Source organism: Saccharopolyspora karakumensis, assembly GCF_004349225.1.
GTDB classification, from domain to species: domain Bacteria; phylum Actinomycetota; class Actinomycetes; order Mycobacteriales; family Pseudonocardiaceae; genus Saccharopolyspora; species Saccharopolyspora endophytica.
On the sequence record NZ_SMLA01000001.1, the window covers coordinates 1 to 25218 of the forward strand.

At 69.9% G+C, this 25218-nt stretch carries 27 protein-coding genes; 7 read left to right on the top strand and 20 right to left on the bottom strand.

Annotated features, from left to right (window positions below):
- Nucleotides 1-163: 163 nt before the first annotated feature.
- Complete coding sequence (locus E1202_RS00010) at nt 164-751, bottom strand: TetR/AcrR family transcriptional regulator (protein ID WP_132680196.1); 588 nt, start codon at nt 749-751, stop codon at nt 164-166.
- 92 nt (nt 752-843) lie between these two features.
- Between E1202_RS00010 and E1202_RS00015 the strand changes: the two genes are divergently transcribed.
- The gene (locus E1202_RS00015) at nt 844-2046 is read left to right on the top strand and encodes an FAD-dependent monooxygenase (RefSeq protein WP_235877457.1); all 1203 of its coding nucleotides are present in this window, start codon (nt 844-846) and stop codon (nt 2044-2046) included.
- Complete coding sequence (locus tag E1202_RS31985; protein WP_235877459.1) at nt 2043-2258, top strand: hypothetical protein; 216 nt, start codon at nt 2043-2045, stop codon at nt 2256-2258. The genes E1202_RS00015 and E1202_RS31985 overlap by 4 nt, the downstream gene beginning before the upstream one ends.
- Nucleotides 2259-2308: 50 nt before the next feature.
- Here E1202_RS31985 and gatB read toward each other — a convergent pair whose 3' ends face one another.
- The 4 genes from gatB to gatC are packed head-to-tail and all read right to left on the bottom strand — an operon-like array spanning nt 2309 to nt 5854.
- Nucleotides 2309-3814: an Asp-tRNA(Asn)/Glu-tRNA(Gln) amidotransferase subunit GatB gene (gene gatB, locus E1202_RS00020; protein ID WP_132676768.1), complete on the bottom strand. Its 1506-nt coding sequence runs from the start codon at nt 3812-3814 to the stop codon at nt 2309-2311.
- Nucleotides 3811-4008 carry a hypothetical protein gene (locus E1202_RS00025; protein ID WP_132676766.1) on the bottom strand — a complete coding sequence of 66 codons (198 nt, stop codon included), beginning with the start codon at nt 4006-4008 and terminating at the stop codon, nt 3811-3813. The genes gatB and E1202_RS00025 overlap by 4 nt, the downstream gene beginning before the upstream one ends.
- A gap of 35 nt (nt 4009-4043) precedes the next feature.
- Entirely contained in the window at nt 4044-5555 is a 1512-nt protein-coding gene (gene gatA, locus E1202_RS00030) for an Asp-tRNA(Asn)/Glu-tRNA(Gln) amidotransferase subunit GatA (protein WP_132680197.1), read from the bottom strand.
- Complete coding sequence (gatC, locus tag E1202_RS00035) at nt 5555-5854, bottom strand: Asp-tRNA(Asn)/Glu-tRNA(Gln) amidotransferase subunit GatC (RefSeq protein ID WP_093413507.1); 300 nt, start codon at nt 5852-5854, stop codon at nt 5555-5557. The genes gatA and gatC overlap by 1 nt, the downstream gene beginning before the upstream one ends.
- Nucleotides 5855-6139: 285 nt before the next feature.
- Between gatC and E1202_RS00040 the strand changes: the two genes are divergently transcribed.
- Complete coding sequence (locus tag E1202_RS00040; protein ID WP_165943697.1) at nt 6140-6793, top strand: ACT domain-containing protein; 654 nt, start codon at nt 6140-6142, stop codon at nt 6791-6793.
- 54 nt (nt 6794-6847) lie between these two features.
- On the opposite strand, the gene E1202_RS00045 is transcribed toward E1202_RS00040, so the two are convergent.
- The 8 genes from E1202_RS00045 to E1202_RS00080 form a co-directional block, all read right to left on the bottom strand.
- Nucleotides 6848-7327, bottom strand: a complete 480-nt coding sequence (locus tag E1202_RS00045; RefSeq protein WP_132680198.1) for a GNAT family N-acetyltransferase — start codon at nt 7325-7327, stop codon at nt 6848-6850.
- A gap of 35 nt (nt 7328-7362) precedes the next feature.
- Complete coding sequence (gene ligA / locus E1202_RS00050; RefSeq protein ID WP_132680199.1) at nt 7363-9534, bottom strand: NAD-dependent DNA ligase LigA; 2172 nt, start codon at nt 9532-9534, stop codon at nt 7363-7365.
- Between the two features lie 43 nt (nt 9535-9577).
- Nucleotides 9578-10243 carry a hypothetical protein gene (locus E1202_RS00055; protein ID WP_132680200.1) on the bottom strand — a complete coding sequence of 222 codons (666 nt, stop codon included), beginning with the start codon at nt 10241-10243 and terminating at the stop codon, nt 9578-9580.
- 50 nt (nt 10244-10293) lie between these two features.
- Entirely contained in the window at nt 10294-11283 is a 990-nt protein-coding gene (locus E1202_RS00060; protein WP_132680201.1) for a DUF6461 domain-containing protein, read from the bottom strand.
- A gap of 178 nt (nt 11284-11461) precedes the next feature.
- Nucleotides 11462-12493 (bottom strand): uroporphyrinogen decarboxylase/cobalamine-independent methonine synthase family protein, encoded by a 1032-nt coding sequence (locus E1202_RS00065; protein WP_132680202.1) that lies wholly within the window; start codon nt 12491-12493, stop codon nt 11462-11464.
- Between the two features lie 59 nt (nt 12494-12552).
- The gene (locus tag E1202_RS00070; protein WP_132680203.1) at nt 12553-14082 is read right to left on the bottom strand and encodes a fatty acyl-CoA synthetase; all 1530 of its coding nucleotides are present in this window, start codon (nt 14080-14082) and stop codon (nt 12553-12555) included.
- A gap of 80 nt (nt 14083-14162) precedes the next feature.
- Nucleotides 14163-14360, bottom strand: coding sequence for a DUF397 domain-containing protein (locus E1202_RS00075; RefSeq protein WP_132680204.1), 198 nt, complete (start codon nt 14358-14360; stop codon nt 14163-14165).
- Entirely contained in the window at nt 14360-15214 is an 855-nt protein-coding gene (locus E1202_RS00080) for a helix-turn-helix domain-containing protein (RefSeq protein WP_132680205.1), read from the bottom strand. The genes E1202_RS00075 and E1202_RS00080 overlap by 1 nt, the downstream gene beginning before the upstream one ends.
- Before the next feature lie 122 nt (nt 15215-15336).
- On the opposite strand from E1202_RS00080, the gene E1202_RS00085 reads away from it, so the two are divergent.
- Nucleotides 15337-15549, top strand: a complete 213-nt coding sequence (locus tag E1202_RS00085; protein ID WP_132680206.1) for a zinc finger protein — start codon at nt 15337-15339, stop codon at nt 15547-15549.
- Nucleotides 15546-15785, top strand: coding sequence for a hypothetical protein (locus tag E1202_RS00090; RefSeq protein WP_132680207.1), 240 nt, complete (start codon nt 15546-15548; stop codon nt 15783-15785). Before E1202_RS00085 ends, E1202_RS00090 begins: the two co-directional genes overlap by 4 nt.
- On the opposite strand, the gene mnmA is transcribed toward E1202_RS00090, so the two are convergent.
- The 5 genes from mnmA to E1202_RS00115 all read right to left on the bottom strand — a co-directional run bounded on the left by mnmA (nt 15766) and on the right by E1202_RS00115 (nt 21201).
- A complete protein-coding gene (mnmA, locus tag E1202_RS00095) occupies nt 15766-16854 on the bottom strand; it encodes a tRNA 2-thiouridine(34) synthase MnmA (RefSeq protein WP_132680208.1) in 1089 nt (362 codons plus the stop codon). The genes E1202_RS00090 and mnmA overlap by 20 nt on opposite strands.
- 3 nt (nt 16855-16857) lie before the next feature.
- Nucleotides 16858-18084, bottom strand: a complete 1227-nt coding sequence (locus tag E1202_RS00100) for a cysteine desulfurase family protein (RefSeq protein WP_132680209.1) — start codon at nt 18082-18084, stop codon at nt 16858-16860.
- A 62-nt stretch (nt 18085-18146) separates the two neighbouring features.
- Nucleotides 18147-19526: an MFS transporter gene (locus tag E1202_RS00105; protein ID WP_235877462.1), complete on the bottom strand. Its 1380-nt coding sequence runs from the start codon at nt 19524-19526 to the stop codon at nt 18147-18149.
- An 89-nt stretch (nt 19527-19615) separates the two neighbouring features.
- Nucleotides 19616-20440, bottom strand: coding sequence for a lysophospholipid acyltransferase family protein (locus E1202_RS00110; RefSeq protein ID WP_235877464.1), 825 nt, complete (start codon nt 20438-20440; stop codon nt 19616-19618).
- On the bottom strand, nt 20437-21201 hold the full coding sequence (locus E1202_RS00115; RefSeq protein ID WP_132680210.1) for a GNAT family N-acetyltransferase: 765 nt from the start codon (nt 21199-21201) through the stop codon (nt 20437-20439). Before E1202_RS00115 ends, E1202_RS00110 begins: the two co-directional genes overlap by 4 nt.
- A 463-nt stretch (nt 21202-21664) precedes the next feature.
- On the opposite strand from E1202_RS00115, the gene rnhA reads away from it, so the two are divergent.
- Nucleotides 21665-22111: a ribonuclease HI gene (gene rnhA / locus E1202_RS00120; RefSeq protein WP_132676732.1), complete on the top strand. Its 447-nt coding sequence runs from the start codon at nt 21665-21667 to the stop codon at nt 22109-22111.
- Nucleotides 22112-22172: 61 nt separating this feature from the next.
- On the opposite strand, the gene E1202_RS00125 is transcribed toward rnhA, so the two are convergent.
- Entirely contained in the window at nt 22173-23123 is a 951-nt protein-coding gene (locus E1202_RS00125) for an electron transfer flavoprotein subunit alpha/FixB family protein (RefSeq protein WP_132680211.1), read from the bottom strand.
- Between the two features lie 32 nt (nt 23124-23155).
- Nucleotides 23156-23938: an electron transfer flavoprotein subunit beta/FixA family protein gene (locus E1202_RS00130; protein ID WP_132680212.1), complete on the bottom strand. Its 783-nt coding sequence runs from the start codon at nt 23936-23938 to the stop codon at nt 23156-23158.
- A gap of 296 nt (nt 23939-24234) precedes the next feature.
- On the opposite strand from E1202_RS00130, the gene E1202_RS00135 reads away from it, so the two are divergent.
- On the top strand, nt 24235-25083 hold the full coding sequence (locus tag E1202_RS00135) for a DegV family protein (protein ID WP_132680213.1): 849 nt from the start codon (nt 24235-24237) through the stop codon (nt 25081-25083).
- Nucleotides 25084-25218: the final 135 nt, after the last annotated feature.

Consider the following 25218-nt stretch of genomic DNA (forward strand, 5'->3'; position numbering starts at 1 on the left):
TTCAACCGACTCAAACAATTCCGCGACCTGGCCACCCGCTACGCCAAACGCGCCGCCTACTACCAGGCCGAACTCACCATCGCCGCCATCATCCTCTGGCTCCGATGACTTACAGGACAGAACCTAGGAGCCACCTCTCGGGCGTGCGCCCGTTGTCGCGCTCTCAGCCGTTGATTCCGCGGTCGATCAGGCCGGTGAGCATGTCGATCACGTCCTCGTCGGTGAGCGCGGCCAGCATCGGCTGCTCCTCGACGAGCTTGGCGTAGGCGAACTGCTGGCAGAGCCCGGTGATGGCGATCGCGGTCGCTTCCGGCCGTTCGGTGTGGGCCAGGTGGCCCGCGAGGTGGTGCACGTCCGGTTCGAGGATTTCGGCGGCGCGGTCGGCGAAGCGCTGGTCGACCAGCGCCGCTTGGCGCAGCGCGATGAGCACGACCCGGTGGGCGCGGAAGAAGTCCCAGAACCCGGCGACGTGCCAGCGGATGGCGTCGCGTTCGCCGAAGTCCGATGAGTGCCGCTCATCGGAGAGCACTGCCGAGTCACCGGCCTCCAGCAGGTCGGCGAGCAGCGCTTCGAGGAGCTCTTCCTTGCTCGTGAAGTGGTTGTAGAACGACCCCGCCGATCGGCCGGCTTCGGCGGTGATGTCGGTGATCTTGAGGTTGAGGTACCCCTGCCTGCCGAAGACCCGCACCGCGGCGGCCTTGAGCGCGGCCTCGGTCTCGGCCGCCCGCGCCTTGCGGGTGGTTCCCGGCATCGTCGCTCCCCCTTCGCCCCTGGACGGGGGAACCTATCAACCGGTTCACTGAACCACTATTCACTGAATCACAATTCACCCAGGGAGGCGCGATGGACACCCGAGTGCTGATCGTCGGAGCAGGCCCCGCCGGACTGACGCTGGGCATCGAACTGGCCAGGCGGGACGTTCCGTGCCGGATCATCGACGTGAGCGAGCAGCCGCTGCCCGGCTCCCGAGGTGATGGGCTCCAACCGCGCACCCTGGAGGTCTTCGACGACCTCGGCGTCCTCGACGAGGTGCTGGCGGCAGGAATGTTCCCGCCCTCGTTCCGCACCTACTCCGGCGGCGAGCCCACCGGCGAACGGCGCATGGCGGAACGGGTCGAACCGACCCCTCAGGTGCCGCATCCCAACGGGTGGATGGTTCCCCAGTGGCGCACCGAGGAGATCCTCCGCGACCGCCTCGCCGAACTCGGCGTGAAGGTCGAACGCGGCACGGCCCTGCTGCGCCTGCACCAGGACGACGACGGCGTCACAGCCTCGCTGACCAGCGGAGACATCCGAGCCGAGTACCTGGTCGGCACCGACGGCGGCCGCAGCACGGTCCGCGGGGAACTCGGCGTCGACTTCCTCGGCGACACCGACGAGGACGCGAAGATGGTCCTCTTCGACGCTCGCGTCACCGGCCTCGACCACCCCGAGCTCGCCCACTGGTTCGCCTCGGCCACCGAACCCGGATGCGGCGTCAGCGTCACCCCGCTCGCGGGAACCGATGTGCTGCAGTGCGCGGCGAGGCCGCCCTCCACACACGACATCAGGGCCGACGCCGACTACGTGCAAGGGCTGCTGGACGACGTCGGCGCAGCGCACGTCACGATCCGGGAGCTGACCTGGGCGACGGTGTGGCGGCCGAACTCCCGGGTGGCCGAGACCTTCCGCTCAGGCCGGGTGTTCCTGGCCGGCGACGCCGCGCACGTGCACCCGCCGACCGGCGGCCAAGGGCTGAACACGAGCGTCCAGGACGCCTACAACCTCGGCTGGAAGCTCGCCGACGGCTCGCCCGAACTGCTCGACAGCTACGACGCCGAACGCCGCCCCGTCGCGGCGGGCGTGCTCGGCATCAGCACCGACCTGCTCGGCAAGACCCTCAGGGGAAGCCCCGACGCGCTGCGGCGCGGCCGGAGACCACCCAGCTCGGCGTCGGCTACCGCCACGGTCCCCTCACCACCGACCACCGCACCGACCCCGGCCGCGTCCGGGCAGGAGACCGGGCTCCGGGTTCCCTTCTCCGCACCCCCGAAGGCGACCAGGTGAACCTCTTCGACCTGCTCCGAGGCACCCGCTGGACGTTGCTGGCCTTCGACGCGGAAGTTCCCGCCACCGAAGCGCACATCCGTCCCCTTCGCATGACCCGAGGATGCGAGGAAGGTTCCCTCACCGACGTCGACGCCTACGAGACCTACGACGTCACCCCGGGAACCACGGTCCTCATCCGCCCGGACGGCTACATCGCCACCATCCGCTGACAGGAGAACGCCCCCGACCGCGCGGCCGGGGGCGTTCTCGGTGTGCGTGATTACTGGCCGCAGGCCTTGAGGACGAGTTCGCGGACCCGCTTGGCGTCGGCCTGGCCCTTGGTGGCCTTCATGACCGAACCGACCACGGCCCCGGCAGCCTGGACCTTGCCGCCGCGGATCTTCTCCGCGATGTCCGGCTGCGCCGCCAGCGCCTCGTCGACCGCCTTCTGCAGCTCGGAGTCGTCGGAGACGACCTCCAGACCGCGAGCAGCGACGACCTCGTCCGGCTCACCCTCGCCGTCGAGCACTCCGTCGACGACCTGGCGGGCCAGCTTGTTGGTCAGCTTGCCCTCGCCGACCAGCGCCGCGACGCGCGCGACCTGCTTCGGCGTGATGTCCAGGTCGGCCAGCTCGACGCCGCGCGCGTTGGCCTGCTGCGACAGGTAGGCGACCCACCAGGAGCGGGCGTCGCCCGGAGCCGCACCGGCCTCGACCGTCTCGGCAATGAGCTCCAGGGCACCGGCGTTGACGAGGTCCCGGAGCTCCTCGTCGGACAGGCCCCACTCCTCCTTGGCGCGCCGACGGCGCTCCCACGGCAGCTCCGGCAGGGTCTTGGACAGCTCCTCGACCCACTCGCGCGACGGCGCGATCGGCACCAGGTCGGGCTCCGGGAAGTACCGGTAGTCCTCCTGCGTCTCCTTGGGCCGGCCCGCCGAGGTGGACCCGGTGGACTCGTCGAAGTGCCGGGTCTCCTGCCGGATCGACCCGCCGGAGGTCAGCACCGCCGCGTGCCGCTGCATCTCGAAGCGCACCGCGCGCTCTACGCTGCGCAGCGAGTTGACGTTCTTGGTCTCGGTGCGCGTGCCGAACTCGTCGGCGCCCTTGGGCATCAGCGACACGTTCGCGTCGCAGCGCAGCGAACCCTGGTCCATCCGCACGTCGGAGACGTTCAGCGCGCGCAGCAGGTCGCGCAGCGCGGTCACGTAGGCGCGGGCGACCTCGGGGGCGCGCTCACCGGCACCGGTGATCGGCTTGGTGACGATCTCGATCAGCGGCACGCCGGCCCGGTTGTAGTCCAGCAGCGAGTAGTCGGCGCCGTGGATGCGACCGGTGGCACCGCCCATGTGCAGCGACTTGCCGGTGTCCTCCTCCATGTGCGCCCGCTCGATGTCGACGCGGAACGTCTCGCCGTCGTCGAGCACCACGTCGAGGTGACCGTCGAAGACGATCGGCTCGTCGTACTGCGAGGTCTGGAAGTTCTTCGGCATGTCCGGGTAGAAGTAGTTCTTCCGGGCGAACCGGCACCACTCCGCGACCTGGCAGTTGAGCGCCAGACCGATCCGGATCGCGGCCTCGACGGCCTTGCCGTTGACCGCGGGCAGCGCACCCGGCAGGCCCAGGCACACCGGGCAGACCTGGGTGTTGGGCTCGGCGCCGAACGCGTTGGCGCAGCCGCAGAACATCTTGGTCTTGGTGGAGAGCTCGACGTGGACCTCGAGGCCCAGCACCGGGTCGAACCGGGCCAGCACCTCGTCGTAGTCCATGATCTCGGCGACCGCGGTCACTCCTCGTCACTCCCCTTGCGCAGTGCGCGCACCGCCAGCGCGGTACCGGTGATCAGGCCGAGCGTGGTGATGATGACGTCGGCCAGTTCGAGCTTGTCGTTCTTCTCGCGGGCGGCCTTGTAGCTCGCCTTCAGCCCGAAGGCCGCCGAGAGCACGGAAGCGAGCTGGAACGCTGCCTTCAACTTCGGGTTCACTTTGCGACCTCCTGCATCGGTGGCGTGGGAGCGGCTCATACGGCCGCTCCCAGCTCGGGCACTCGGTTGATCAGCGGACCGCCCTCGGCCTCGTCGCGGGCGACCTCGTAGGCCGCACCGACCCGGTAGAGCCGGTCGTCGGCCATCGCGGGCGCCATGATCTGCAGACCCACCGGCAGACCGTCCTCATCGGACAGTCCGCAGGGAATGCTCATGGACGCGTTGCCCGCCAGGTTGGACGGGATCGTGCACAGGTCGGCGAGGTACATCGCCATCGGGTCGTCGACCCGCTCCCCGATCTTGAACGCCGTCGTCGGGGTGGTCGGCGAGACCAGCACGTCGACCTGCTCGAACGCGGCGGTGAAGTCGCGGGTGATCAGCGTCCGCACCTTCTGCGCCTGGCCGTAGTAGGCGTCGTAGTAGCCCGAGGACAGCGCGTAGGTGCCGAGCATGATGCGCCGCTTGACCTCGGGGCCGAAACCGGCCTCGCGGGTCATCGACATGACCTGCTCGGCGCTGTTCTCACCGTCGTCGCCGACGCGCAGGCCGTAGCGCATCGAGTCGAAGCGGGCCAGGTTCGACGAGCACTCGCTCGGCGCGATCAGGTAGTAGGCGCCCAGCGCGTAGTCGAAGTGCGGGCACGAGACCTCGACGACCTCGGCACCCAGCTTCGACAGCTGCGCGACCGCGGCGTCGAAGGCGCGCTGCACGCCCGGCTGGTAGCCGTCACCGGAGAACTCGCGGACCACACCGACCTTCACACCGGTCAGGTCGCCGTTGGCCCCCTGCTTGGCGGCCTCGACCACCTGCGGCACCGGCTGGTCGATCGAGGTGGAGTCCATCGGGTCGTGCCCGGCGATGACCTCGTGCAGCAGCGCCGCGTCCAGCACGGTCCGCGCGCACGGGCCCGGCTGGTCCAGCGACGAGGAGAACGCCACCAGGCCGTAGCGGGACACGCCGCCGTAGGTGGGCTTCACACCGACGGTGCCGGTCACCGCGCCCGGCTGGCGGATGGAACCGCCGGTGTCGGTGCCGATGGCCAGCGGTGCCTCGAACGCGGCCAGCGCCGCCGACGAACCGCCGCCGGAGCCGCCCGGGATGCGGTCGGTGTCCCACGGGTTCCGGGTCGGACCGTAGGCGGAGTTCTCGGTGGAGGAGCCCATCGCGAACTCGTCCATGTTGGTCTTGCCCAGCACGACCACACCGGCCTCGCGCAGCCTGCGCGTCACGGTCGCGTCGTAGGGCGCCATCCAGCCCTCGAGCATCTTCGACCCGACGGTGGTGGGCATGTCGGTGGTGGTCAGCACGTCCTTGAGCGCCAGCGGCACACCGGCCAGCGGCGAAGCGGCCTTGCCGGCGGCCCGGTCCTCGTCGGCCTTGCGGGCCGCGGCGAGCGCGCCGTCGGCGTCGACGTGCAGGAACGCGTGCACCAGCGGGTCCACGGCGGCGATGCGGTCCAGGTGCGCCTGGGTCACCTCGACCGACGTGACCTCACCTGCCGCCAGCTTGGCGGCCAGCTCGGACGCGGTCAGCCCGGTCAGGCTCATCAGGCCTCCTCAGTCAGAATGCGCGGAACGCGGAAGCGGTCCTCTTCGGCCGCGGGCGCCGCTGCGAGCGCCTGCTCGCGCGTCAGGCCCGGGCGGACCTCGTCCTCGCGGAAAACGTTGGTCACCGGCACGGCGTGCGACGTGGGTGGGATGTCGTCCGCAGCGACCTGCCCCACCTTCGCCACCGCATCGAGGATCTGGTCGAGCTGGCCTGCGAAGGTGTCGAGCTCGGCCTCGGTGACGGCCAGCCGCGCCAGGCCGGCGAGGTGTGCGACCTCGTCGCGGGAGATCTTGGACACTGCGAAGGCTCCCTGGTCATGTCCGGTTTACGAGTACATCCCAGTCTATGGCGACCACGCTGCCAGACCTGGCAGGGGTCGTGCCTGGCGAGGCGCGCCCGGGAACTTTCGCGAATGGCCTGGTCGTTCTACTCCGTGGAGTGCTGTAGCAAGATGACTACGCCGCGTCTGACACAATTTCCCCGCGGTGTTCCTCGCACGAGCGGCCGCGCAAGCGGACGAGCAGGCGGAGGAAAACGCGCGGCCGGCGAGGTGTCGTGCATGAAACTGGAGGCGTTGAGTCCGGTGTCCTTCCTCATCCGGGTGCAGATACCGGATCGACCCGGCAACCTCGGGTCGGTGGCGAGCGCGCTCGGCGAGATCGGTGCCGACATCCTCAGCGTCGACGTCGTCGAACGCATCGGCGGCGTGGCCATCGACGACCTCGTGGTGGAGCTGCCCTCCGGGCGCCCACCGGACGTGCTGATCACCGCCGCCGAGTCCATCGACGGCGTCGAGGTCGACGCCGTCCGCCCCTACGCGGGCGTGCTGGACACCCACCGCGAGCTGGAGCTGGTCGAGGAGATCGCGGCCGAGCCGGCGCGCGGGCTGCAGATCTTCGCCGAAGGCGTCCCGAAGATCATCCGATCGGGTTGGGCGATCGTGTTCGGCCACCGCTCCGGCGGCGCCGAGCAGCTGGCCGCCAGCACCTCCGCGCCGCAGGAGGGCTACCTGGAGCTGCCGTGGCTGCCGCTGCCGCGCGCCACGATCCTCGACGGCGACGAGACCTGGGTGCCGGAGACCTGGCAGGAGCTGGGCACCGAGCTGGCCGCCACCCCCATCGGCAAGCCCGACCGCGTCCTGCTCGCGGGACGCCCCGGCGGCCCGATGTTCCGCGCAGCGGAACTCGCTCGCCTCGCCCACCTCGCGGGCATCGTCTCGGTCGTCCTCGACGGCTGATCCCCGGGCCCCTCTGGCGCGCACCTCACCGACGCCCCGCCGCGCCGGAGGTGGTCAGAGGTGGAGGCCGTGGGCGAGGAGGCGGATGTCGTCGGTGGGGCTCCAGTCGCGCTCGGGCGTCCGCTGGAACCCCATTCGCTCGTACAGCCGCCGCGGCCGGTGCGCCGTCTCCGACACGCACAGCACGACGCGACCCACGCCCTCGGCCCGAGCCCGGTCCAGGACCGCCTCGACCAGCTCCCGGCCGATGCTGCGGCAACCCGACTCCGGGTCGACCGCCAGCATCCGGAACTCCATCTCCCCCGGCCGGCAGATCTCGGCGTAGGGATCACCAGGACGGACCACCGTCACCGTGCCGACGGGGCGTCCGTCGTGGAGGGCGACGAGCAGTTCGGCGTTGGCCGCGCGGTCGGCGGCGTCGCGCAGCACGGACAGGTAGTAGTCGGGGGCGTTGCCCGCATCCGCGTAGGCCTTGGCCGCGATCTCCCCCACGACCTCGTACTCCGCCGGCAGGGCGGCTCGAATCGTTGCCATGGCAGCGATCCTGCCACCCCGCCCCAGCGGTTCTCTCACTCCTCCGGGGGCAGCGCCCGCTCGGTGGCCGCTTCCGGCCCCTGCTGCAGCAGCACGGTGAAACCGTCCTCGTCGAGCACCGGGACCTTCAGCTGCATGGCCTTGTCGTACTTCGAGCCCGGCGAGTCGCCGACCACGACGAACGCGGTCTTCTTCGACACCGAACCGGCCGCCCGGCCGCCGCGGGCCATGATCGATTCCTTGGCCTCGTCCCGGGAGTACTGCTGCAACGTCCCGGTGACCACGATCGACATGCCTTCCAGCGTCCGCGGGATCGACTCGTCGCGCTCATCGGCCATCCGCACCCCGGCCTCGCGCCACTTGCGCACGATCTCGCGGTGCCACTCCACGGCGAACCACTCGCGCACGGCCCTGGCGATCGTCGGCCCGACGCCGTCGGTGTTGGCCAGCTCCTCCTCGGAGGCCTGCTCGATCCGCTCCAGCGTCACGAACTCCCGCGCCAACGCCTGCCCCGCGGTCGGCCCGACGTGCCGGATCGACAGCCCCACCAGGACCCGCCACAGCGGTTTCCGCTTGGCCTCCTCCAGGTTCGCCAGCAGCTTGGCGCCGTTGGCCGAGAGGTTGCCCTCCTTCGTCGTGTACAGCGGCGTTTTGAGCAGCTTCGCCTCGTCGAGGTCGAACAGGTCGCCCTCGTCGCCGAGCACACCCGCGTTGAGCAGCGCGGAGGCGCCCTCGTACCCCAGCGCGTCGATGTCGAGGACCTTGCGGCTGGCCAGGTAGAACAACCGCTCCCGCTGCTGACCCGGACAGCCCTGGGCGTTCGGGCAGCGCAGGTCGACGTCGCCCTCCTTCTGCTGCGCCAGCCGCGCACCGCACTCCGGGCACGCCTCCGGCATGACGAACTCGCGCTCGTCACCCGTGCGCACGTCGGCGACCGGACCGAGGACCTCGGGGATCACGTCACCGGCCTTGCGGATGACCACGCGGTCCCCGATGAACACGCCCTTGCGGCGCACCTCGTCGGCGTTGTGCAGGGTCGCCATCGACACCGTCGAACCGGCGACCTTGACCGGCTCCATCACCGCGAACGGCGTGACCCTGCCGGTGCGGCCCACGTTGACCTCGATGTTCAGCAGCTTGGTGGTGGCCTGCTCCGGCGGGTACTTGTAGGCGATCGCCCAGCGCGGCGCGCGCGAGGTGGCGCCGAGCCTGCGCTGCAGCGGGACCTCGTCGACCTTGATGACCACGCCGTCGATCTCGTGCTCGGCGGAGTCGCGGTTCTTGCCCCAGTGCTGGATGTGCCCGAGCACTTCATCCACAGCGGACAGCACCACCGTGTGCCGCGACACCGGCAGACCCCACGCCTTGAGCGCCGCGTAGGACTCCGACTGGCGCTCCGGCTCGAAACCCTCCCGCCTGCCCAGTCCGTGGCAGATCAGCCGCAGCGGCCGGGATCGGCTCACCCGCGGGTCCTTCTGGCGCAGCGATCCGGCGGCGGCGTTGCGCGGGTTGGCGAACGGCTCCTTGCCCGCGTCGACCAGCTTGGCGTTGAGCTCGGCGAACTCGTCGACGCGGAAGAAGATCTCGCCGCGCACCTCCACCAGGCCCGGAACCGGGTACTCGTCGGTGCCGGTGAGCTGCTCGGGCACGTCGCCCATGGTGCGCACGTTGAGCGTGACGTCCTCGCCGGTGCGGCCGTCACCGCGGGTCAGCGCCCGCTCCAGGTGGCCGTCGCGGTAGAGCAGGTTGACGGCGAGCCCGTCGATCTTGAGCTCGCAGAGGTAGTGGGCCCCGCTGCCGACCTCGCGCTCCACGCGCTCGACCCACGCCGCCAGCTCCTCGGAGTCGAAGGCGTTGTCGAGGCTGAGCATGCGCTCCAGGTGCGCGACCGGCGTGAACGCGGTGGAGAAGGTGCCGCCGACCACCTGCGTGGGCGAGTCGGGAGCCTGCAGCGCGGGATGCTCGGACTCCATCCGCTGGAGCCGGGTGAACAGCTCGTCGAACTCGCCGTCGGAGATCGTGGGCGAGTCCAGCACGTAGTAGCGGAACTGGTGGCCGCGCACCTCCTCGGCGAGCTCCGCGTACTGTTCGCGCACGTCGGGCGGCACGTCCTCGACGCCTTCGGCCGCGCTCGCGGCGGCGGGGTCGGCGGGCACGCCCTCGGCGTCCTCGCTGGGATTGAGCTCGTGAACGTCCTTGCTGGTCACGCCCCGAGACTAACGAGCGACCCCGACACCGGCACGCAGCGGCTCACTGCGCGTTGCGGTCCAACTCGCGCACGAGCTCGCGCAGTTCGAGCAAACCGATGGTGCCTTCGGGTTCGGCCTCGGCGGTTTCGACGCGCCCCAGCCGGTCGGCGGCGAGCCGCTCACCGAGGGTGGCGTCCAGCGGCAGGAAGGTCAGGGCCCGGCGCGCGTTGTCGTCGAGCGCGTGGAAACCCGGGTGGTACACGGCGACGTCGACCAGCCCCTCGTCCTCGTCGACCTGCGCTGCGATCCGGACCTGGTCGAGCGGGTACTTCTCGCCGCGCAGGTTCACCGTGACCTCGGTGGGATCGGGCACGGCCGGAACCGAGTCGTGGTACTCCCACAGCGTGTCGGCGGCAGGCGCGGCGGCCATCCACGCATCGGTGTAGGGCCGCAGCTCCGGGTCGGCCTGGCTGCTGATGACCAGCGCGTAGGCGGCGTCCTCGCCGTGCTCGATGCTGAAGGTCAGGTCCGGGTGGACGCCGGCGACGGCCTCGGCGACGAGGTTCTCGATGCGCTGCGGCTCGTTGTCACCGAGCGCGGAGGCGATCTCGGGGAGGTTGTCGTCCCACCACTGCCAGAACGTCGTCGCGCGCTCCGCGGCCTCGGCGGGGACGTCGACCGGTTCGGCGGGCACTTCGGCGTCGCGGCGGCGCAGGAACCTGAACATGGGAACTATTGTGCCGCCCGCCGGAGCCCGCCGTGGCAGGACGAGGAATTTCAGCCCGGCAGCTCGTCGCGGACGATCGCGGTGATCGCCGCCGGTTCGGCACCGCGCACACCGGTGACGCCGGTGAGGACACCGGACAGGGCGCGGCGGGAATCCTCGTGCATGACCTGCCGCAGCACCTGCATCGCGTGCAGCCGGTTGCGGCTGACCAGCGCGGGCCGCTCCCAGATCCCGTTCCACACCAGTTCGCGCAGCGTCTGGTCGACTTCGGCGCACTCGGGGCGGACCCCGGCGAGGATGCGCTGCACGACGGGCAGGTCCATGCAGTCGGCGGTGGTGGCGACGTAGCGGGCGAGGGACCGCAGCACGCGCCGCTGGTCGTGCTCACCGGCGGCCCGCAGCGCGGTCAGCATCTCCGCGGGATAGCCGTCGAGGTCGCCCAGCGGCATCGAGACGAGGTCGTCCGGCCACGGCGCGACCGGGTAGGTGCGGAACTCCCCGCCGAGCCATTCCTCGGTGGGTGCTTCCCCGGTGACCCGCCCGGCCAAGGCCAGCATCAGCGGCACCGGCGCCGCCTGCGACCAGGGAAGTCGTTCGCGGTGCTCCTCCAGGGCGTCCGGGAAGGCACCTTCGCGGTATTCGGGCAGCACGGCTTCGAAGGACGTCTGGATCACGCCGTCGACGGCGTGCACGAACCGCGTGCGCACGTCTTCGTCCCAGTAGCAGGAGACGGCTTCAGGACGTGCCGCCCGGCGCAGCACTTCGGGGCGAACCCCCTGGTCACCGCTGTCCTCGACGACGAGGGTCCACTCCCCGACGGAGCGCAGCCCGATCATCGGGTGCTTCTCCTGGTAGGCGTAGGCCTCCTCGCAGAACTCGTCGATGTCCAACGACCGCCCGTGCGACGTGACGGCCCCGAACGACTCGGCCACCCGACCGAGGTCGCTGTTCCGGACCAGGGTCAGGCACGCCGCGTCCCGGATCGTGCTGCGCTCGATCCAAGCGACGCGGTCAAGCTCGCCGACGCAATGACTGCCCACAGGTGCTCTTCCTACCAGCGCAAAGGTCAGACCACGGCCATTTTCGCAAAACATTCGGACAACGAGACCACACCAACCGGTCCAAACGGACGCGCCCACACCCAATTCCACAATGGACACCAACCGGGCGGAAATCCGTGAACGGCACGCCGATCCGCCACCGGAGGACGACGTCGGATCAGGATTCGGCTTCGTCGGCGAAGAGCGTGGCCAGGTCCTTGGTCAGGGACAGGGCTCGGCGCGACCAGGCCGGTGTTGCTCCGGCGAGGCCGCAGGTGGGGGTCGGCACGGCTCGTTCGGCGAGGGTCTTCTTGCCGAACCCGAGCCGGGTCGCCAGGTCGAACGCGGGCTGGGCGATGCCGCGCAGGTCGACCTGGCCCGCCGGTTCGAGGCTGGGGGTCAGTCCGAGGAACAGGGCGGTCCCCTCTTCCCACGCCTCCCCGAGCTCGTCGGCGAACGTGCCGGTGACGTCGCCGAGCCCGGAGGCGTCCAGCGAGATCGCCCCGGCCCCGGCGCGGCGCAGCAGCTCGACGGGCGGGCGCTTCGCGCAGCAGTGCACGACGACGGGTGATCCCGTTGCCGTGGCGAGCTTTTCGATGACCTCGCCGAGCAGCCGCTGCACATCGGGCTCGGGCACGGCCGGCACGTTGCCGTACCCCGAGGGAGTGGGCAGCGAGCCCCGCAGCACGGCGGGCAGCGACGGCTCGTCCAGCTGCACCACGACCCTCGAGCCGGTGCGCGCGGTGACCTGCTCGGCGTGCGCGATCAGGCCTTCGGTGAGCGATTCGGCGAAGTCCCGCAACGCGCCGCCGTCGGTGAGCACCCGGTGCCCGCGCATCAGCTCGATCCCGGCGGTGAGCGTCCACGGCCCGGCCGCCTGCACCTTCACGACCCGAGGCGCACCGGCTTCGGCGACGGCCTGCTCCAGCGCGTCGAGGTCCCAGCGCAGCAGGTCCACGGCCCGCCGGTGATCCATCCCGGGCGTACCGGCCACGCGGTAACCGGACGGCACGACTTCGACCGCCAGGTCGACCAGCAGCCCGGCCGTCCGCCCGAGGATGTCGGCCCCGACCCCGCGCGCGGGCAGCTCGGGCACCGGCATCAGCTCCGGCAACTCCCCGACCACCGTCCGCGCGGCCTCCACCGGGTCGGTCCCCGGCACAGACCCGACGGCAGTGGCCACACCCGGTCCCCAAACAGATTCAGTCACCCACCCATTATCGACCGGACCCACGCCGCAGCCCGGGCGGGCGGGTCGGCGTTTCGGGTTCAGGCGAGTTCGTCGCGGAGGACTCGCTTGAGGAGCTTCCCGGAGCTGTTGCGGGGGAGGTCGTCGACGAAGCGGATCTGCTTGGGCACCTTGAAGCCGGCGAGGGTGTCGCGGGCGTGGTCGATGAGTTCCTGCTCGGTGACCTCGTCCTTGGTGACGACGACGGCCGCGATCCGCTCGATCCACTTCGGGTCCGGGACCGCGATGACGGCCACCTCCGCCACGGCCGGGTGCGCGTAGAGGGCGTCCTCCACCTCGCGGGAGGCGACCAGCACACCACCGGTGTTGATCACGTCCTTGATCCTGTCGACGACGAAGCAGTAGCCGGCCTCGTCGCGTCGCACCAGGTCACCGGAGTGGAACCAGCCGCCGCGGAAGGCCTCGTCGGTCTCCTCCGGCTTGTCCCAGTACCCGGTGCACAGCTGCGGGGAGCGGTAGACGATCTCGCCGAGCTCGCCCGCCGGGACCTCCTCGCCCTGGTCGTCGACGACCTTGGCCTCGACGAACAGCACCGGCCGACCGGCGGAGTCCGGCCGCTCCTCGTGCTCCTCCGGGCGCAGCACGGTGGCCAGCGGCGCGATCTCGGACTGCCCGAAGCAGTTGTAGAAACCCAGTTCGGGCAACTGATCGCGGAGTCGCTGCAGCACCGGCCCGGGCATGATCGAGGCGCCGTAATAGGCCTTGCGCAGCGCCTTGAGGTCGCGGGTGGCGAAGTCGGCGTGGTTGGCCAGCGCGACCCACACCGTGGGGGCGGCGAAGAAGGACGTGATCCGCTCGCTCTCGATGCGGCGCAGGATGTCGGCCGGATCGGGCACTTCGACGAGGAGGTTGCTCGCGCCGATCATCAAGTGCGGCAGCAGGAACACGTGCATCTGCGCCGAGTGGTACAGCGGCATCACGTGCAGCGGCAGGTCGTTCTCGCCGAAGTCCAGCGCCTGCAGGCAGGAGACGTACTCGTGCAGCAGCGCGCGGTGCGTCATCATCGCGCCCTTGGGCAGCGACGTGGTGCCGGAGGTGTAGAGCAGCTGCACGAGGTCGTCGTCCGCGACCACGACGTCGATGACAGGAACCTCCCCTTCGACGCTGCGCGACAGCAAAGATCCCGTCTCGTCGCGCAGCGGGATGACCTGCTGCGGGGAACTTTCCTCCCGCACCGCATCGACGTTGCCCATCAAAGCGGGATCGACCAGCGCGAGGGAACTGCCCGACTGGGAGAGGAGATAGGAAAGTTCCCCTCCGGTCAGGTTGTAGTTGATCGGCACGTGCACCAGTCCCGCCCTGGCGCAGGCCAGGAAGCCGATCAGATAAGCGTCGGAGTTCTTGCCGTAGGCGGCGATCCGATCGCCCTTGACCGCCCCCGCCTCCAGCAGGAACCCGGCAGCCCGGCTGACCGCGGCGTCGAGCTCGGCGTAGGTCCAGACCCGCTCGTTGCCGCCGGAATCGACGAACCGCAGCGCCTCCCGATCGCCCACGCGCGCCGCGCTGCGCCGCACCACGTCCGGGACCGCGCTCCCCCGAAGCTCCACCATCGGACCTCCCACTCCGTCGTGTGAGGCCAGACACTAACCCGACAAACCGGAGAGCACTAGATCGTCGGTGGTCGGGGCGGTCAGCGCTCGAAGCGGTCGGCCTTCAGGGCTTCGATGAATAATCGCCACTGCCGCGAGGTCGTCGTGAAGTACCCGGCGTCGAGGTTCTTCGAATCCCGCACCGCAGCACCAGAACCCACGGAGCCGACCTCGACGCACGCTGTCTCCTGATGAGACCGAGATGACTTCCGCCAGCTCATAGGTTCACGTAACGCCATCAGAGCAACTCGCTTTCGATCGCTTGCAGACGACTGCCCATGAAATCACGTGACTCCGCTGGACTCATCGCTCGTCGTCGCAGATCGATCGCGGCCTCCTGGTAGTCGCGAACGTCCTTGACGTTACGCAGGAAGGCTGCTGTCCGGTAGTGCTCCAGGTGCACGATCGGATCCTGATCACCGAACTCGAACAGCATGAACGATCCCGCGTGGGCTGGATGCCAGTCCGTCGCACCGAACGGCAGAACCTGAACCGTCACCCCGGGGCGTTCGGCGACCTTCATCAGGTAGCGCAGCTGCTCACCCATCACCTCAGGCCCACCGAAGACCTCGCGGAGGGCCGCTTCGCCGAGCACGACGACGTACTCAGGCGGATTCAGCGCGTCCAGAATCTCTCTGCGGCTGAGACGGAACGCCACTCGCGCTTCACGGGTCGCTCTGGGCAATGGCCCCATGATGGAGCTCATGTAGTCGCGGGTCTGGAACAGTCCGGGCACGACGTGCATCTGGACCTCGGTGATGGCGGTCGCGGTCCGCTCGAAATCCGCCATGACCGCGAGCTCGCCCTTCACACCAGGAAATCCCGACGTCAACCAGTTCGGGTCTCGGACAGCACGAGCGCCACCGATGACCCGTTCCTTGTCCTCACCCTTCACACCGAGCGCGGTGAGGACGCTGGCGACCTCTTCCGGTGTCGGAGGCTTGAGACCGGACTCGTATCGCCAGATCGTGGTGTGCCCAACGCCCAGGACGCGTCCCAACTCCCGAACACCGAAGCCGGCGTCTTCCCGTAGTTGTCGCAGCTCAGCTCCCAGCGCGCGAGCACGCGGATTCGCCTTGGTGGTTCGGGCCATGAACCGATCATATCCGGATAAAACCGCAGGTGAGAACGCTCTTTCGGGTAATTGATCAGGTGGTCCGACCACGAAACCATGGTTCCCGGAACCAGTCACTCTGAGCAGAACCGAGGAGTCCGATGTATCCGTTCCACTGGGTGCCGTGCGAGGGGCGGAGGCACGCGAGTCTGGACGAGCACCCGCACGGGCGCTCCTACCCGACCGGCCCCGAGGTCACGACCTTGTGCGGGCAGGAGCTCGTCGCCGAGAACAGCGAGTTCGGCTGGTTCTGGGACACCTGCCCGACCTGCTACGAGGAAGCTCTCCGCCTGGCCGGGATTCCTGCGCGGTGACCGCGCAGTCCACGGTCCTCGCCGTGCGCCTCCGCCAAGCGCAGTGGCTCCTCGACGACCTCGCCTCCGACGCCGGCGCCGACCGCCTCGACGCAGCCCAACTCGCCGAAGCCGCAACCGTCCTGGCCGGGCTGGGCGCCCTGCTCGCGAGCGTCCACACCACGATCTCCGGTGAGCCACCGCGCGAAGAACCAGTCGACCTCAACGCCGAAGCGGTCAGCGGGTGGCGGAGATGATTCCGCTGCCCAGGACGAGGTCTCCGGCTTCGTCCGGGCGGTAGAGGACGACCGCCTGGCCGGGGGCCACGCCTTGGAGGGCTTGGCGGAGCTGGATCGTGAAGTTCTCGCCGTCGAACTCGGCGACCGCGTCGGCCGTGCCGCCGTGAGCGCGGACCTGGATGACGCACTCGGTCGGGCCGTCGAGGGGCTGCTCGGACGGCCAGATCGGGCGCTTCGCGTCGATCTCGGTGACCGCGAGACGCTCGCGCGAACCGACCGTCACCGTGCCCGAAACCGGTTCGAGGGACAGGACGTAGCGCGGCTTGCCGTCCGCGGCGGGGGCGTCGATGCCCAGCCCCTTGCGCTGGCCGATCGTGAAACCGTGCACGCCGGTGTGCTCGCCGAGGACCGCGCCGGTCTCCTCGTCGACGAGCTGCCCCGGGGCCTGCCCGAGCTTGTTCTCCAGGAAGCTCTTGGTGTCGCCGTCCGGGATGAAGCAGATGTCGTGGCTGTCGGGCTTCTTGGCCACCGCCAGGTCCTGCTCGGCGGCCTCCTCGCGGACCTCGGACTTCAGCGAACCGCCGAGCGGGAACATCGAGTGCCGCAGCTGCTCGGAGGTCAGCGACGCGAGCACGTAGGACTGGTCCTTGCCCTCGTCGCGGCTGCGCCGCAGCTCCGGAACACCGTCCACCACGGACAGACGGGCGTAGTGGCCGGTGCAGACCGCGTCGAAGCCCAGCGCCATCGCCTTCTCCAGCAACGCCTCGAACTTGATCTTCTCGTTGCAGGTCAAGCACGGGTTCGGGGTGCGGCCGGCGGCGTACTCACCGACGAAGGTCTCGATGACCTCCTCGGTGAAGCGCTCCGCGAAGTCCCACACGTAGAACGGGATGCCCAGCAGGTCCGCGGCGCGGCGCGCATCGCGGGAATCCTCGATGGTGCAGCACCCCCGCGCACCGGTGCGCAGCGTCCCGGGCTTCGCCGACAGCGCCAGGTGCACTCCGACCACGTCGTGACCTGCAGCGACCGCCCGCGCCGCCGCGACCGCGGAGTCCACTCCACCGCTCATGGCTGCCAGCACTCGCACGACTCACACCTCCGTGGCGGCCGAAGCCGCCGAAGATCGGCGCAACCCGGCCAACCCGGCGCTACGCGCTCGTTGCACCACCGGTCCGATGACATCGGTGAGTGCCTTGACATCGGCCGCGGTCGAGCTGTGTCCCAGGGAGAAGCGCAGCGACCCGCGCGCGGCCTTCGGATCGGCGCCCATCGCCAGCAGCACGTGGCTCGGTTCGGAAACCCCCGCGGTGCAGGCCGACCCGGTGGAGCACTCGATCCCCTTGGCGTCCAGCAGCATCAGCAGGCTGTCGCCCTCGCAGCCGGGGAAGGTGAAGTGCGCGTTACCCGGCAACCGCGACGGCCCACCGGCGATGATCTCGTCACCGAGATCGCCGTTGAGCACCACGTCCGGCACCGCCGCGCGCACCCCGTCGATCATCTCGTCGCGCAGCTTCGCCAACTGCGCCGCGTGGGACTCGCGCACCTCGACGGCCTCGCGCACCGCCGCGGCCAGCCCCAGCACTCCGGGGGTGTCGAGGGTCCCGGAACGCACCTCGCGCTCCTGGCCACCACCGTGCAGCACCGGCGTGCACTTGACGTCGCGCGACAGCAGCAGCACACCCGCGCCGTAAGGACCACCGACCTTGTGGCCGGTCATCGTCAGCGCCGAGGCACCGGAGGACGCGAAGTCCACCGACAGCGTCTCGACCGCCTGCACCGCATCGGTGTGCAGGGGAATCCCGTGCCGGTCGGCGATCGCGGCGAGCTCGGTGATCCGGTTGACGGTGCCGACCTCGTTGTTCGCCCACATCACCGTCGCCAGCGCCACGTCATCCGCGATGGTCAGAGCCTCTTCGAAGACCTCCGGCGTGATCCGGCCGGCCGCGTCGGCCTCCAGCCACGTGACGTCGGCGCCCTCGTGCTCGGCCAGCCACTCCACCGCGTCCAGCACCGCGTGGTGCTCGACGGTGGAGGCCAGGATCCGGCGACGGGCCGGATCGGCCGCGCGGCGCGCCCAGAAGATGCCCTTGACCGCGAGGTTGTCGCTCTCGGTCCCGCCTGCGGTGAACAGCACCTCCGAGGGCCGGGCGCCCAGGGCGTCGGCGATGTCCTCGCGGGACTCCTCGACCTGCCGCCGCGCCCTCCGACCCGAGGTGTGCAGGGACGAGGCGTTGCCGATCCGGGTCAACGCCTCACTCATCGCGGACACCGCTGCGGGCCGCATCGGAGTCGTAGCGGCGTGGTCGAGGTAAGTCATCGCTCATCCAGGGTAATGCAAGCCGACCGCCGCCTCCCCTGCGGTCCGACGGAACACGCAGGTCAGACCGGTTTGACCCGCCCTGCCCGGAGCAGCATCACAGCAGCCGGCACCACCGCCACCAGCACCAGCAGATCCAGCGGCAGCACACCGCGGGTCGGCGCCCCGTCGCCGGCCAACGCGCTGACCACCACGCCACCGGCCCCGACCAGCAACGCCTGCCCGAGCATGTCGGAGATCTGCAGCGCCGAGGAGTTGAACCCGCGGTCGGCCTCCGGTGACAGCGACAGAACGGCGACCGCCGTCGTCGCGACGGAAGTTCCCATGCCCATCCCCGCGACGAACCAGCCCCCGAACACCAGCCACGGCACGCCCCAGACCGGCAGGGCCCACACCAGCGCGAACACCCCGACCCCGATCAGCACGAACCCGGCCGCGACGATCTGCTCCCCGCGCATCCGCCGCTGCCTGCTCTGCCAGAAAGCGCCCACCGACCAGCCCACCGAGCCCACCGTCAGCGGGACCCCGGCCGCCGAAGGGGAGAAACCGTGCACCACCGCCAGGCTCAGCGGCACGAAGGCCTGCGCCGTGAAGAACAGTCCCGCCAGCAGACCGCGCGAGAGCACCATCACCGGCAGCCCGGGACGAGCGCGAAGCGTCCCTCGCGGCAGCAGGTGCAGCAATGAGGGGACCAGCACGACCAACCCCGCCACCGCGACCACGAGTGAGAGGAAGGAGACCTGCTGCCCAGCCCAGTTCAGCGCCACAACACCGGCCGCCGCACCCGCCGCGGCCACCGGCAACCCCGGACGGGCCCCAGCGCGATGGGCACCCGGCGCGCCGAAGCGGCGCAGCGTGGGAACCAACAGCGCAGCACCGAGGCAGACCAGCGGGGCGAGGCCGCCGAACACCCACCGCCAACTCGCGTGCTCGGTCAGCAACCCCGCGATCAAGGGACCCGTCAGCGCAGGCACCACCCATGCCGCCGACAGCGCACCGAACGCGGCCGGCCGGTGCCGCTCGGGATAGACGCGGGCGATTATCACGTAGAGGGACACGATGAGCACACCCCCGCTGAGGCCCTGCACGACCCGCGCGAGCAGCAGAACCGCCATGCCCTGCGCGACGGCGGCGATCACCAGGCCCGCCGCGAACGACGGCAGCGCCACCAGCAGCGGCAGCGCCGGACCGCGGAGGTCGGACAGCCGCCCACCGATCACCGTTCCCACGGCGCTGGAGGCCAGGAACACGGTGAAGGGCCACGAATACCACTGCGATGCGTGGAAATCGGCCACGATCGTCGGCAGTGCGGTGCCCAGTCCCATCGCCTCGAACGCCACGAGCGTGATGACCAGGATCAGCCCGGCCGTGAACGCGCGGCGCTGCGGATGCCACAGCGCGCTGTCGGAACGGTCGCGGCCTTCGTCGACGATGTCCACCACGCCAGCCTGCAACCTCCACCCCGGAGGAGGTCCAGTCCTTCCACCCGCCCGGCCCAGCCGGACGTTCCCCTGGATCCGGGACGAGGGGTTCAGGCGGCGATGGCCTCCGCCGGCTCCTCGTGGCCGAGGCGTGCGCCGGTGGCTCCCGTGATCGCGGCCTGCGCCTCCCGTGCCAGCGCCTTGCGGTCGGTGCCGGTCAGTTCCGGCAGCACCACGACCTCCACCACGAGACCGCGCATGCGCGCCACCGACAACACCGAATCGGCCAGGCTCGCATCGCCCAGGAACGCCGCCCCGGTGGTCAGCCGCCCGCGTCCGTCGCGGAAGCGCACCGCCACCGGCTGCATCCGGGCGCCCGCGTCCAACGCCGCCTGGAACACCGCGGGACGGAACGGACCACTCGCAGTGCCGCACCACGTGGTGCCTTCGGGGAACGTTCCGATCACCGAACCCGCCCGGAGCTCGTCAGCGATCGTGGTCACCGCCCCGGGCAACGCCGACAGCCGGTCGCGGTCGATGTAGACGGTCCCGACCCGCCCGGCCAACGAACCCAGCACCGGCCACGATCGGACCTCGACCTTGGCCAGCATCTTCATCGGCGTGAGCACCTGAAGGGCCACGACGTCCAACCACGAGACGTGGTTGCACACGATCAGCCCGCCGCTCGGCGACAGGGTCCCGTCGACCTCCAAACGGATGCCCAACGCCCGCAACAACATCCGGAACCACTTCGGCACCGCCCTCCGCCGCAGCTGCGAAGGCAGCGCGAGCACCATCGCGCTGCCGATCAGCAGCAGCCCGACGGTGATCCCGATGCGCATGGCCAGCCGCAGCCGGCCGACCTCGGTGCCGGGGTCGCGCGGCGGCAGGCAATCCGGCCCGCACGGCGACTCCGGCATCCACGAGTGGTTCATGCCGATTCTCCGAGGAAGTACCGCATGTATCTCTGATCGGCGCGTTCCAGGTCGACCAGCACGAAGAAGTCCGCCACCCCGAAGTCCGGGTCGTGCGCGGGCTTGCCGCAGACCTCCGCGCCCAGGCGCAGGTAACCGCGCAGCAGGGGCGGAATCGTCGAGCGCTCGTTGAGCTCACCGGGCTCCCACGGCTGATGCGGGTGCACCCGGCGCTCCTCCGGCGCGTAGTGCTTCTGCGACACGGTTCGCCACACGTGCGCGGCCTGCACCCCGCCGTCGTCCAGCGGCACCGACGCGCAGCCGGCGAGCATGGTGTGCCCGTGCAGCAGCATGTACCGGGCGATTCCCGCCCACACGAGGCTCACCACGGCACCGTTGCGGTGGTCGGGGTGCACGCACGAGCGGCCGGTCTCCACCAGCGACGGGCGCAGCGGGTCCAGAGCGGAGAGGTCGAATTCGGTTTCCGAGTAGAGCATTCCGGCGGACGAGGCGCGGGCGGGCGGCAGCATCCGGTAGGTGCCGACCACCTCGCCGCTGCGGTCTTCCCGCACGATCAGGTGGTCGCAGTGGTCGTCGAAGGAGTCCTGGTCGACGCCGTGCTCCCCGCCCTTGACCGTGGCGCCCATCTCCTCCGCGAACACCTTGTAGCGCAGGCGTTGTGCGGCGTGGACCTCGTCGGAATCACGGGCGACGAGCAGCGAGTAGTGGGCGTCGGCCGCCGCGTTCGGTGCGGCGCTGGCCAGCAGCTGCATCTCGGACATGTCCCAGGTGTATCGCCGCGCAGCGAACGCCCAACACACCAGCGGATGACACGGAGCCGGAACTTTCGGTGAATGCCAGGTGCGTACTACTCCGTCCGGGCCTTCGATACCGCCCGTTGCAGCACGTCAGAGGGGCTTTCCTACCTCGAACCTCGTCCGCGGCGACCCTCGTGCGGACGGCGGATCCCGCGCACGCCGCCGCCGAAACGAGCTTGGGAACCTTCGTGCCACCGCTCGCGACGCACCTTCCGGAGCGAGCACGGGAACCTTTCTTCCACCGCTCCCGACGCCGCCCTCCGGAGCGAACACGGGAACCCTTCTTCCACCGCACGCGACGCCACCCTCCGAAGTGAGCGTGGGAACCTTCCGCGCACCGCCCCGGAAACCTCAGCGGTGTGAGCGTGGGAACCTTCCGCGCACGCCGCTGCCCGGTCACCCGGCCGGTGGCGGCTAGATTCAGCGCATGCAGATCGAGCGCGTCGACCTCTACACCGATGGCGCATGCAGCGGGAATCCCGGCCCCGGCGGCTGGGGCGTGGTGCTGCGCTATGGCGACCATGAGCGGGAGCTCTACGGCAAGGATCCGACCACGACCAACAACAAGATGGAGTTGATGGCCGTGATCGAGGGGTTGGCCGCTCTCACCCGGCCGATCCCGGTGGTGCGCGTCTACACCGACAGCACCTACGTGCTCAAGGGCATCACCGAGTGGATGCGCGGGTGGAAGCGCAACGGCTGGATGACCTCGGCGAAGAAGCCGGTCAAGAACGCCGATCTGTGGCAGCGGCTGGACTCCGAATGCTCCCGTCACGGCGAGGTGCAATGGGAGTGGGTCAAGGGCCACGCCGGTCACCCGGAGAACGAACGCGCGGACAAGCTCGCCTGCAAGGGGCGTGACGAGGCGCGCTGATGAAGACGACGAAGCGGGCCGTGCTCGGGGTGAGCACGGCCCGCTTCGTTCGCGTCAGGGGTCAGCCCTTGCGCTTGGTGACCTCTTCGGTGAGCTGCGGGGCGACCTTGAACAGGTCACCCACGACGCCGTAGTCGGCGATCTCGAAGATCGGCGCCTCCGGGTCCTTGTTCACCGCGACGATCGTCTTGGACGTCTGCATGCCCGCACGGTGCTGGATCGCGCCGGAGATGCCCAGCGCGACGTACAGCTGCGGCGAGACCGTCTTACCGGTCTGACCGACCTGGAACTGGTGCGGGTAGAAACCGGAGTCCACCGCGGCACGCGAGGCACCCACAGCGGCACCCAGCGTGTCGGCGAGCTTCTCCACGACCTCGAACGACTCGGCCGAACCGACACCGCGACCACCGGAGACCACGATGCTGGCCTCGGTGAGCTCGGGACGGTCGCCGGCCTCGGCCGGCTGCCGACCGGTGATCTTGGCGCCGGACGCGGCCGGGACCTCGACCTGCTCGACCGCGGCGGCACCGGAGGCCTGCTCGGCCTCGATGGAGCCGGGCAGAACGGTGACCACCGGGGTGCCCTTGGTGACCTTCGCCTTGGCGTCGTAGGTGCCACCGAACAGCGAGTGCGACGCGACGCCCTCATCGTCGATGTCCACGACCTCCGACAGCAGACCGGTGTCCAGGCGGATCGCCAGACGACCGGCGATCTCCTTGCCGTCGACCGACGCCGGCACCAGCACGGCCGCCGGGTTCGCCGAACCCGCCAGCGCGGCCAGCACGTCGACCTGCGGCGTCACCAGGTACTCGGCGGCCTCGGCGGACTCCGCCGCGTAGACCTTCGCCGCACCGTAGGAGCCCAGCGCCTCGGACAGCTTGCCCGCCGTGCCCGGCTCGCCGACGACGACCGCCGACGGCTCACCGATGCGACGGGCCGCGGTCAGCAGCTCGTACGTGACCTTCTTGACCTCGCCGTCCACGTGATCGACGAGGACCAGAACCTCAGCCATGAATCAATGCCTCCTCGAAAACCGTGAACGACTCAGAGCAGCTTCTCGCCGGCCAGGAAGTCGGCGACTCCCACGCCGCCCTCTCCCTCGTCGGTGACCTTCACACCGCCGGACTTCGGCGGCTTCGGAGCGGACTCGACGACCTGGGAGCCGGCGCTGGCCAGGCCCACCTCGGAGGCGTCGATCCCCGCGTCGGCCAGCGACAGCGCGCTCACCGGCTTCTTCTTCGCGGCCATGATGCCCTTGAACGACGGGTACCGCGGCTCGTTGATCTTCTCGGTGACCGACACGACGGCCGGCAGACCGGACTCGACGGTCAGGATGCCCGCGTCGGTCTCGCGCTCGACCTTCACGCTGGAACCGTCGGTCTCGACCTTGCGCGCGAAGGTCAGCTGCGGCCAGCCCAGCACCTCGGCGACCATCGCCGGCACCGCGCCGGAGCGACCGTCGGTCGCCTCGTTGCCCGCGATCACCAGGTCGACTCCCTCGACCGTGCCGATGACCTTCGCCAGCGCCTTGGCGGTGGCCGGCGCGTCGGTGCCGTGCAACGCCTCGTCGGACAGGTGCACCGCCTTGTCCGCACCCATCGACAGCGCCTTGCGGATGGCATCCGTGGCGCGATCCGGGCCCATGCACACGACGGTCACTTCGCCGCCCTGAGCCTCCTTGATCAACAGCGCCTCCTCCACCGCGCGCTCGTTGATCTCATCCAACACGGCATCCGCCGACTCGCGGTCCAACGTGTGATCCGCAGCAGACAGCTTCCGTTCGGAATACGTGTCGGGCACCTGCTTAACCAGGACGACGATGTTCATGGGCCCTCTTCGACCTCCTGCGGACTCAAATGACGCTCGCTGGTCCTCCAGCGGCTCTGCTTGTGGACCCGGCGCTTCTTCCGTCCGGGTTAGGTTGACCTTGCCATGCCCTCAGCTGGAAAGCACAGTGATGCCAACCACCGAGGATGTTACTTGCCAGTAGCCCTGGTGCAACCAGGTCCCACCCGTGACAGTACTCACCTTCGCTCAGCGGGGGTGATCGCCCACCGCAAAAGTGGGGGCGGGTCATCCGGAAAGTATGTGAACGAACCTTACGTATTAGTAGCCTGACGCCTATGAGAAGACGCGTCGCCATCGTGACCGATTCGACGGCTTCCGTTCCGCTCGACGTCGCCGACCGGCTGGGAATCTCCATCGTGCAGTTGGAGCTGACCGTCGGTGATGAACAGAACGACGAGCGCCGGGTGCTGCATCCCCAGATGGCCGAGGCAATGCGGAACAACGTCCCGGTCACCACCAACCCGCCCCCGCCGCCGGCCTTCTACTGGAATTACGCGGACGCCGCCGCTTCCGGTGTCGAGGCGATCATTTCGATCCACATTTCCGAAGGGATGTCCCAAACCTGCCAGTCCGCCCGGATCGCCGCGGCGGAGATCGGCGTACCGGTCTACGTCGTCGACGCGCGGCTGACCGGGCTCAGCCTCGGCTTCCCGGTGATCGCCGCAGCCGAGGCCGCCGCCTCGGGCGCCACACCGCACGACGTGATGAACGTCCTGGAGCACCGCCTTCGCAGCACCACGCAGCTGCTCTACGTCGACACCCTGGAGTACCTGCAGCGCAGCGGCCGGATCGGCCGGGCCCAGGCGTGGGTCGGCGAAGCGCTGTCGATCAAACCGGTGCTGATCATGAAGGACGGCGTGATCGACCAGCTGCACAAGGCCATCGGCCCGGAACGGGCGCTGCGCAAGGCCGTCGCGACCGCCGTGGAGCGCGCGGGCCGAGGTCCGGTCGACGTGGGCGTGGAGCACTTCGAGGCCGCTGATCGCGCCAAGCAGGTCCTCGACGCGCTGTGCTCGCAGCTGCCGCAGGTCCGCCGGGTCACCCTGGAGGAGACCAGCGCGATCATAGGAGCCCACACGGGACCCGGGGCGCTCGGAATCGCCGTCTCGCCCGCCAGCTTCTGAGCGGTTCCCCTCCTCCGCGGAGTCCGGCTCGGGGACCGGACTCGCCGAGCGATCGGATCGACCGCGCATTTCCGCGGACCCCTTTCACGGGACCGCACTTCGCAGTTCTTGCTGATTCTTCCTGAGTCTTCCACC

What these genes read in the sequence shown, in the direction of transcription:
- E1202_RS00010 (WP_132680196.1), bottom strand. Translation starts at nt 751, where the DNA reads ATGCCGGGAACCACCCGCAAGGCGCGGGCGGCCGAGACCGAGGCCGCG.
- E1202_RS00015 (WP_235877457.1), top strand. Translation starts at nt 844, where the DNA reads ATGGACACCCGAGTGCTGATCGTCGGAGCAGGCCCCGCCGGACTGACG.
- gatA (WP_132680197.1), bottom strand. Translation starts at nt 5,555, where the DNA reads ATGAGCCTGACCGGGCTGACCGCGTCCGAGCTGGCCGCCAAGCTGGCG.
- E1202_RS00045 (WP_132680198.1), bottom strand. Translation starts at nt 7,327, where the DNA reads ATGGCAACGATTCGAGCCGCCCTGCCGGCGGAGTACGAGGTCGTGGGG.
- E1202_RS00055 (WP_132680200.1), bottom strand. Translation starts at nt 10,243, where the DNA reads ATGTTCAGGTTCCTGCGCCGCCGCGACGCCGAAGTGCCCGCCGAACCG.
- E1202_RS00070 (WP_132680203.1), bottom strand. Translation starts at nt 14,082, where the DNA reads ATGGTGGAGCTTCGGGGGAGCGCGGTCCCGGACGTGGTGCGGCGCAGC.
- E1202_RS00075 (WP_132680204.1), bottom strand. Translation starts at nt 14,360, where the DNA reads ATGGCGTTACGTGAACCTATGAGCTGGCGGAAGTCATCTCGGTCTCAT.
- E1202_RS00080 (WP_132680205.1), bottom strand. Translation starts at nt 15,214, where the DNA reads ATGGCCCGAACCACCAAGGCGAATCCGCGTGCTCGCGCGCTGGGAGCT.
- E1202_RS00085 (WP_132680206.1), top strand. Translation starts at nt 15,337, where the DNA reads ATGTATCCGTTCCACTGGGTGCCGTGCGAGGGGCGGAGGCACGCGAGT.
- E1202_RS00100 (WP_132680209.1), bottom strand. Translation starts at nt 18,084, where the DNA reads ATGACTTACCTCGACCACGCCGCTACGACTCCGATGCGGCCCGCAGCG.
- E1202_RS00110 (WP_235877464.1), bottom strand. Translation starts at nt 20,440, where the DNA reads ATGAACCACTCGTGGATGCCGGAGTCGCCGTGCGGGCCGGATTGCCTG.
- E1202_RS00115 (WP_132680210.1), bottom strand. Translation starts at nt 21,201, where the DNA reads ATGTCCGAGATGCAGCTGCTGGCCAGCGCCGCACCGAACGCGGCGGCC.
- rnhA (WP_132676732.1), top strand. Translation starts at nt 21,665, where the DNA reads ATGCAGATCGAGCGCGTCGACCTCTACACCGATGGCGCATGCAGCGGG.
- E1202_RS00125 (WP_132680211.1), bottom strand. Translation starts at nt 23,123, where the DNA reads ATGGCTGAGGTTCTGGTCCTCGTCGATCACGTGGACGGCGAGGTCAAG.
- E1202_RS00130 (WP_132680212.1), bottom strand. Translation starts at nt 23,938, where the DNA reads ATGAACATCGTCGTCCTGGTTAAGCAGGTGCCCGACACGTATTCCGAA.
- E1202_RS00135 (WP_132680213.1), top strand. Translation starts at nt 24,235, where the DNA reads ATGAGAAGACGCGTCGCCATCGTGACCGATTCGACGGCTTCCGTTCCG.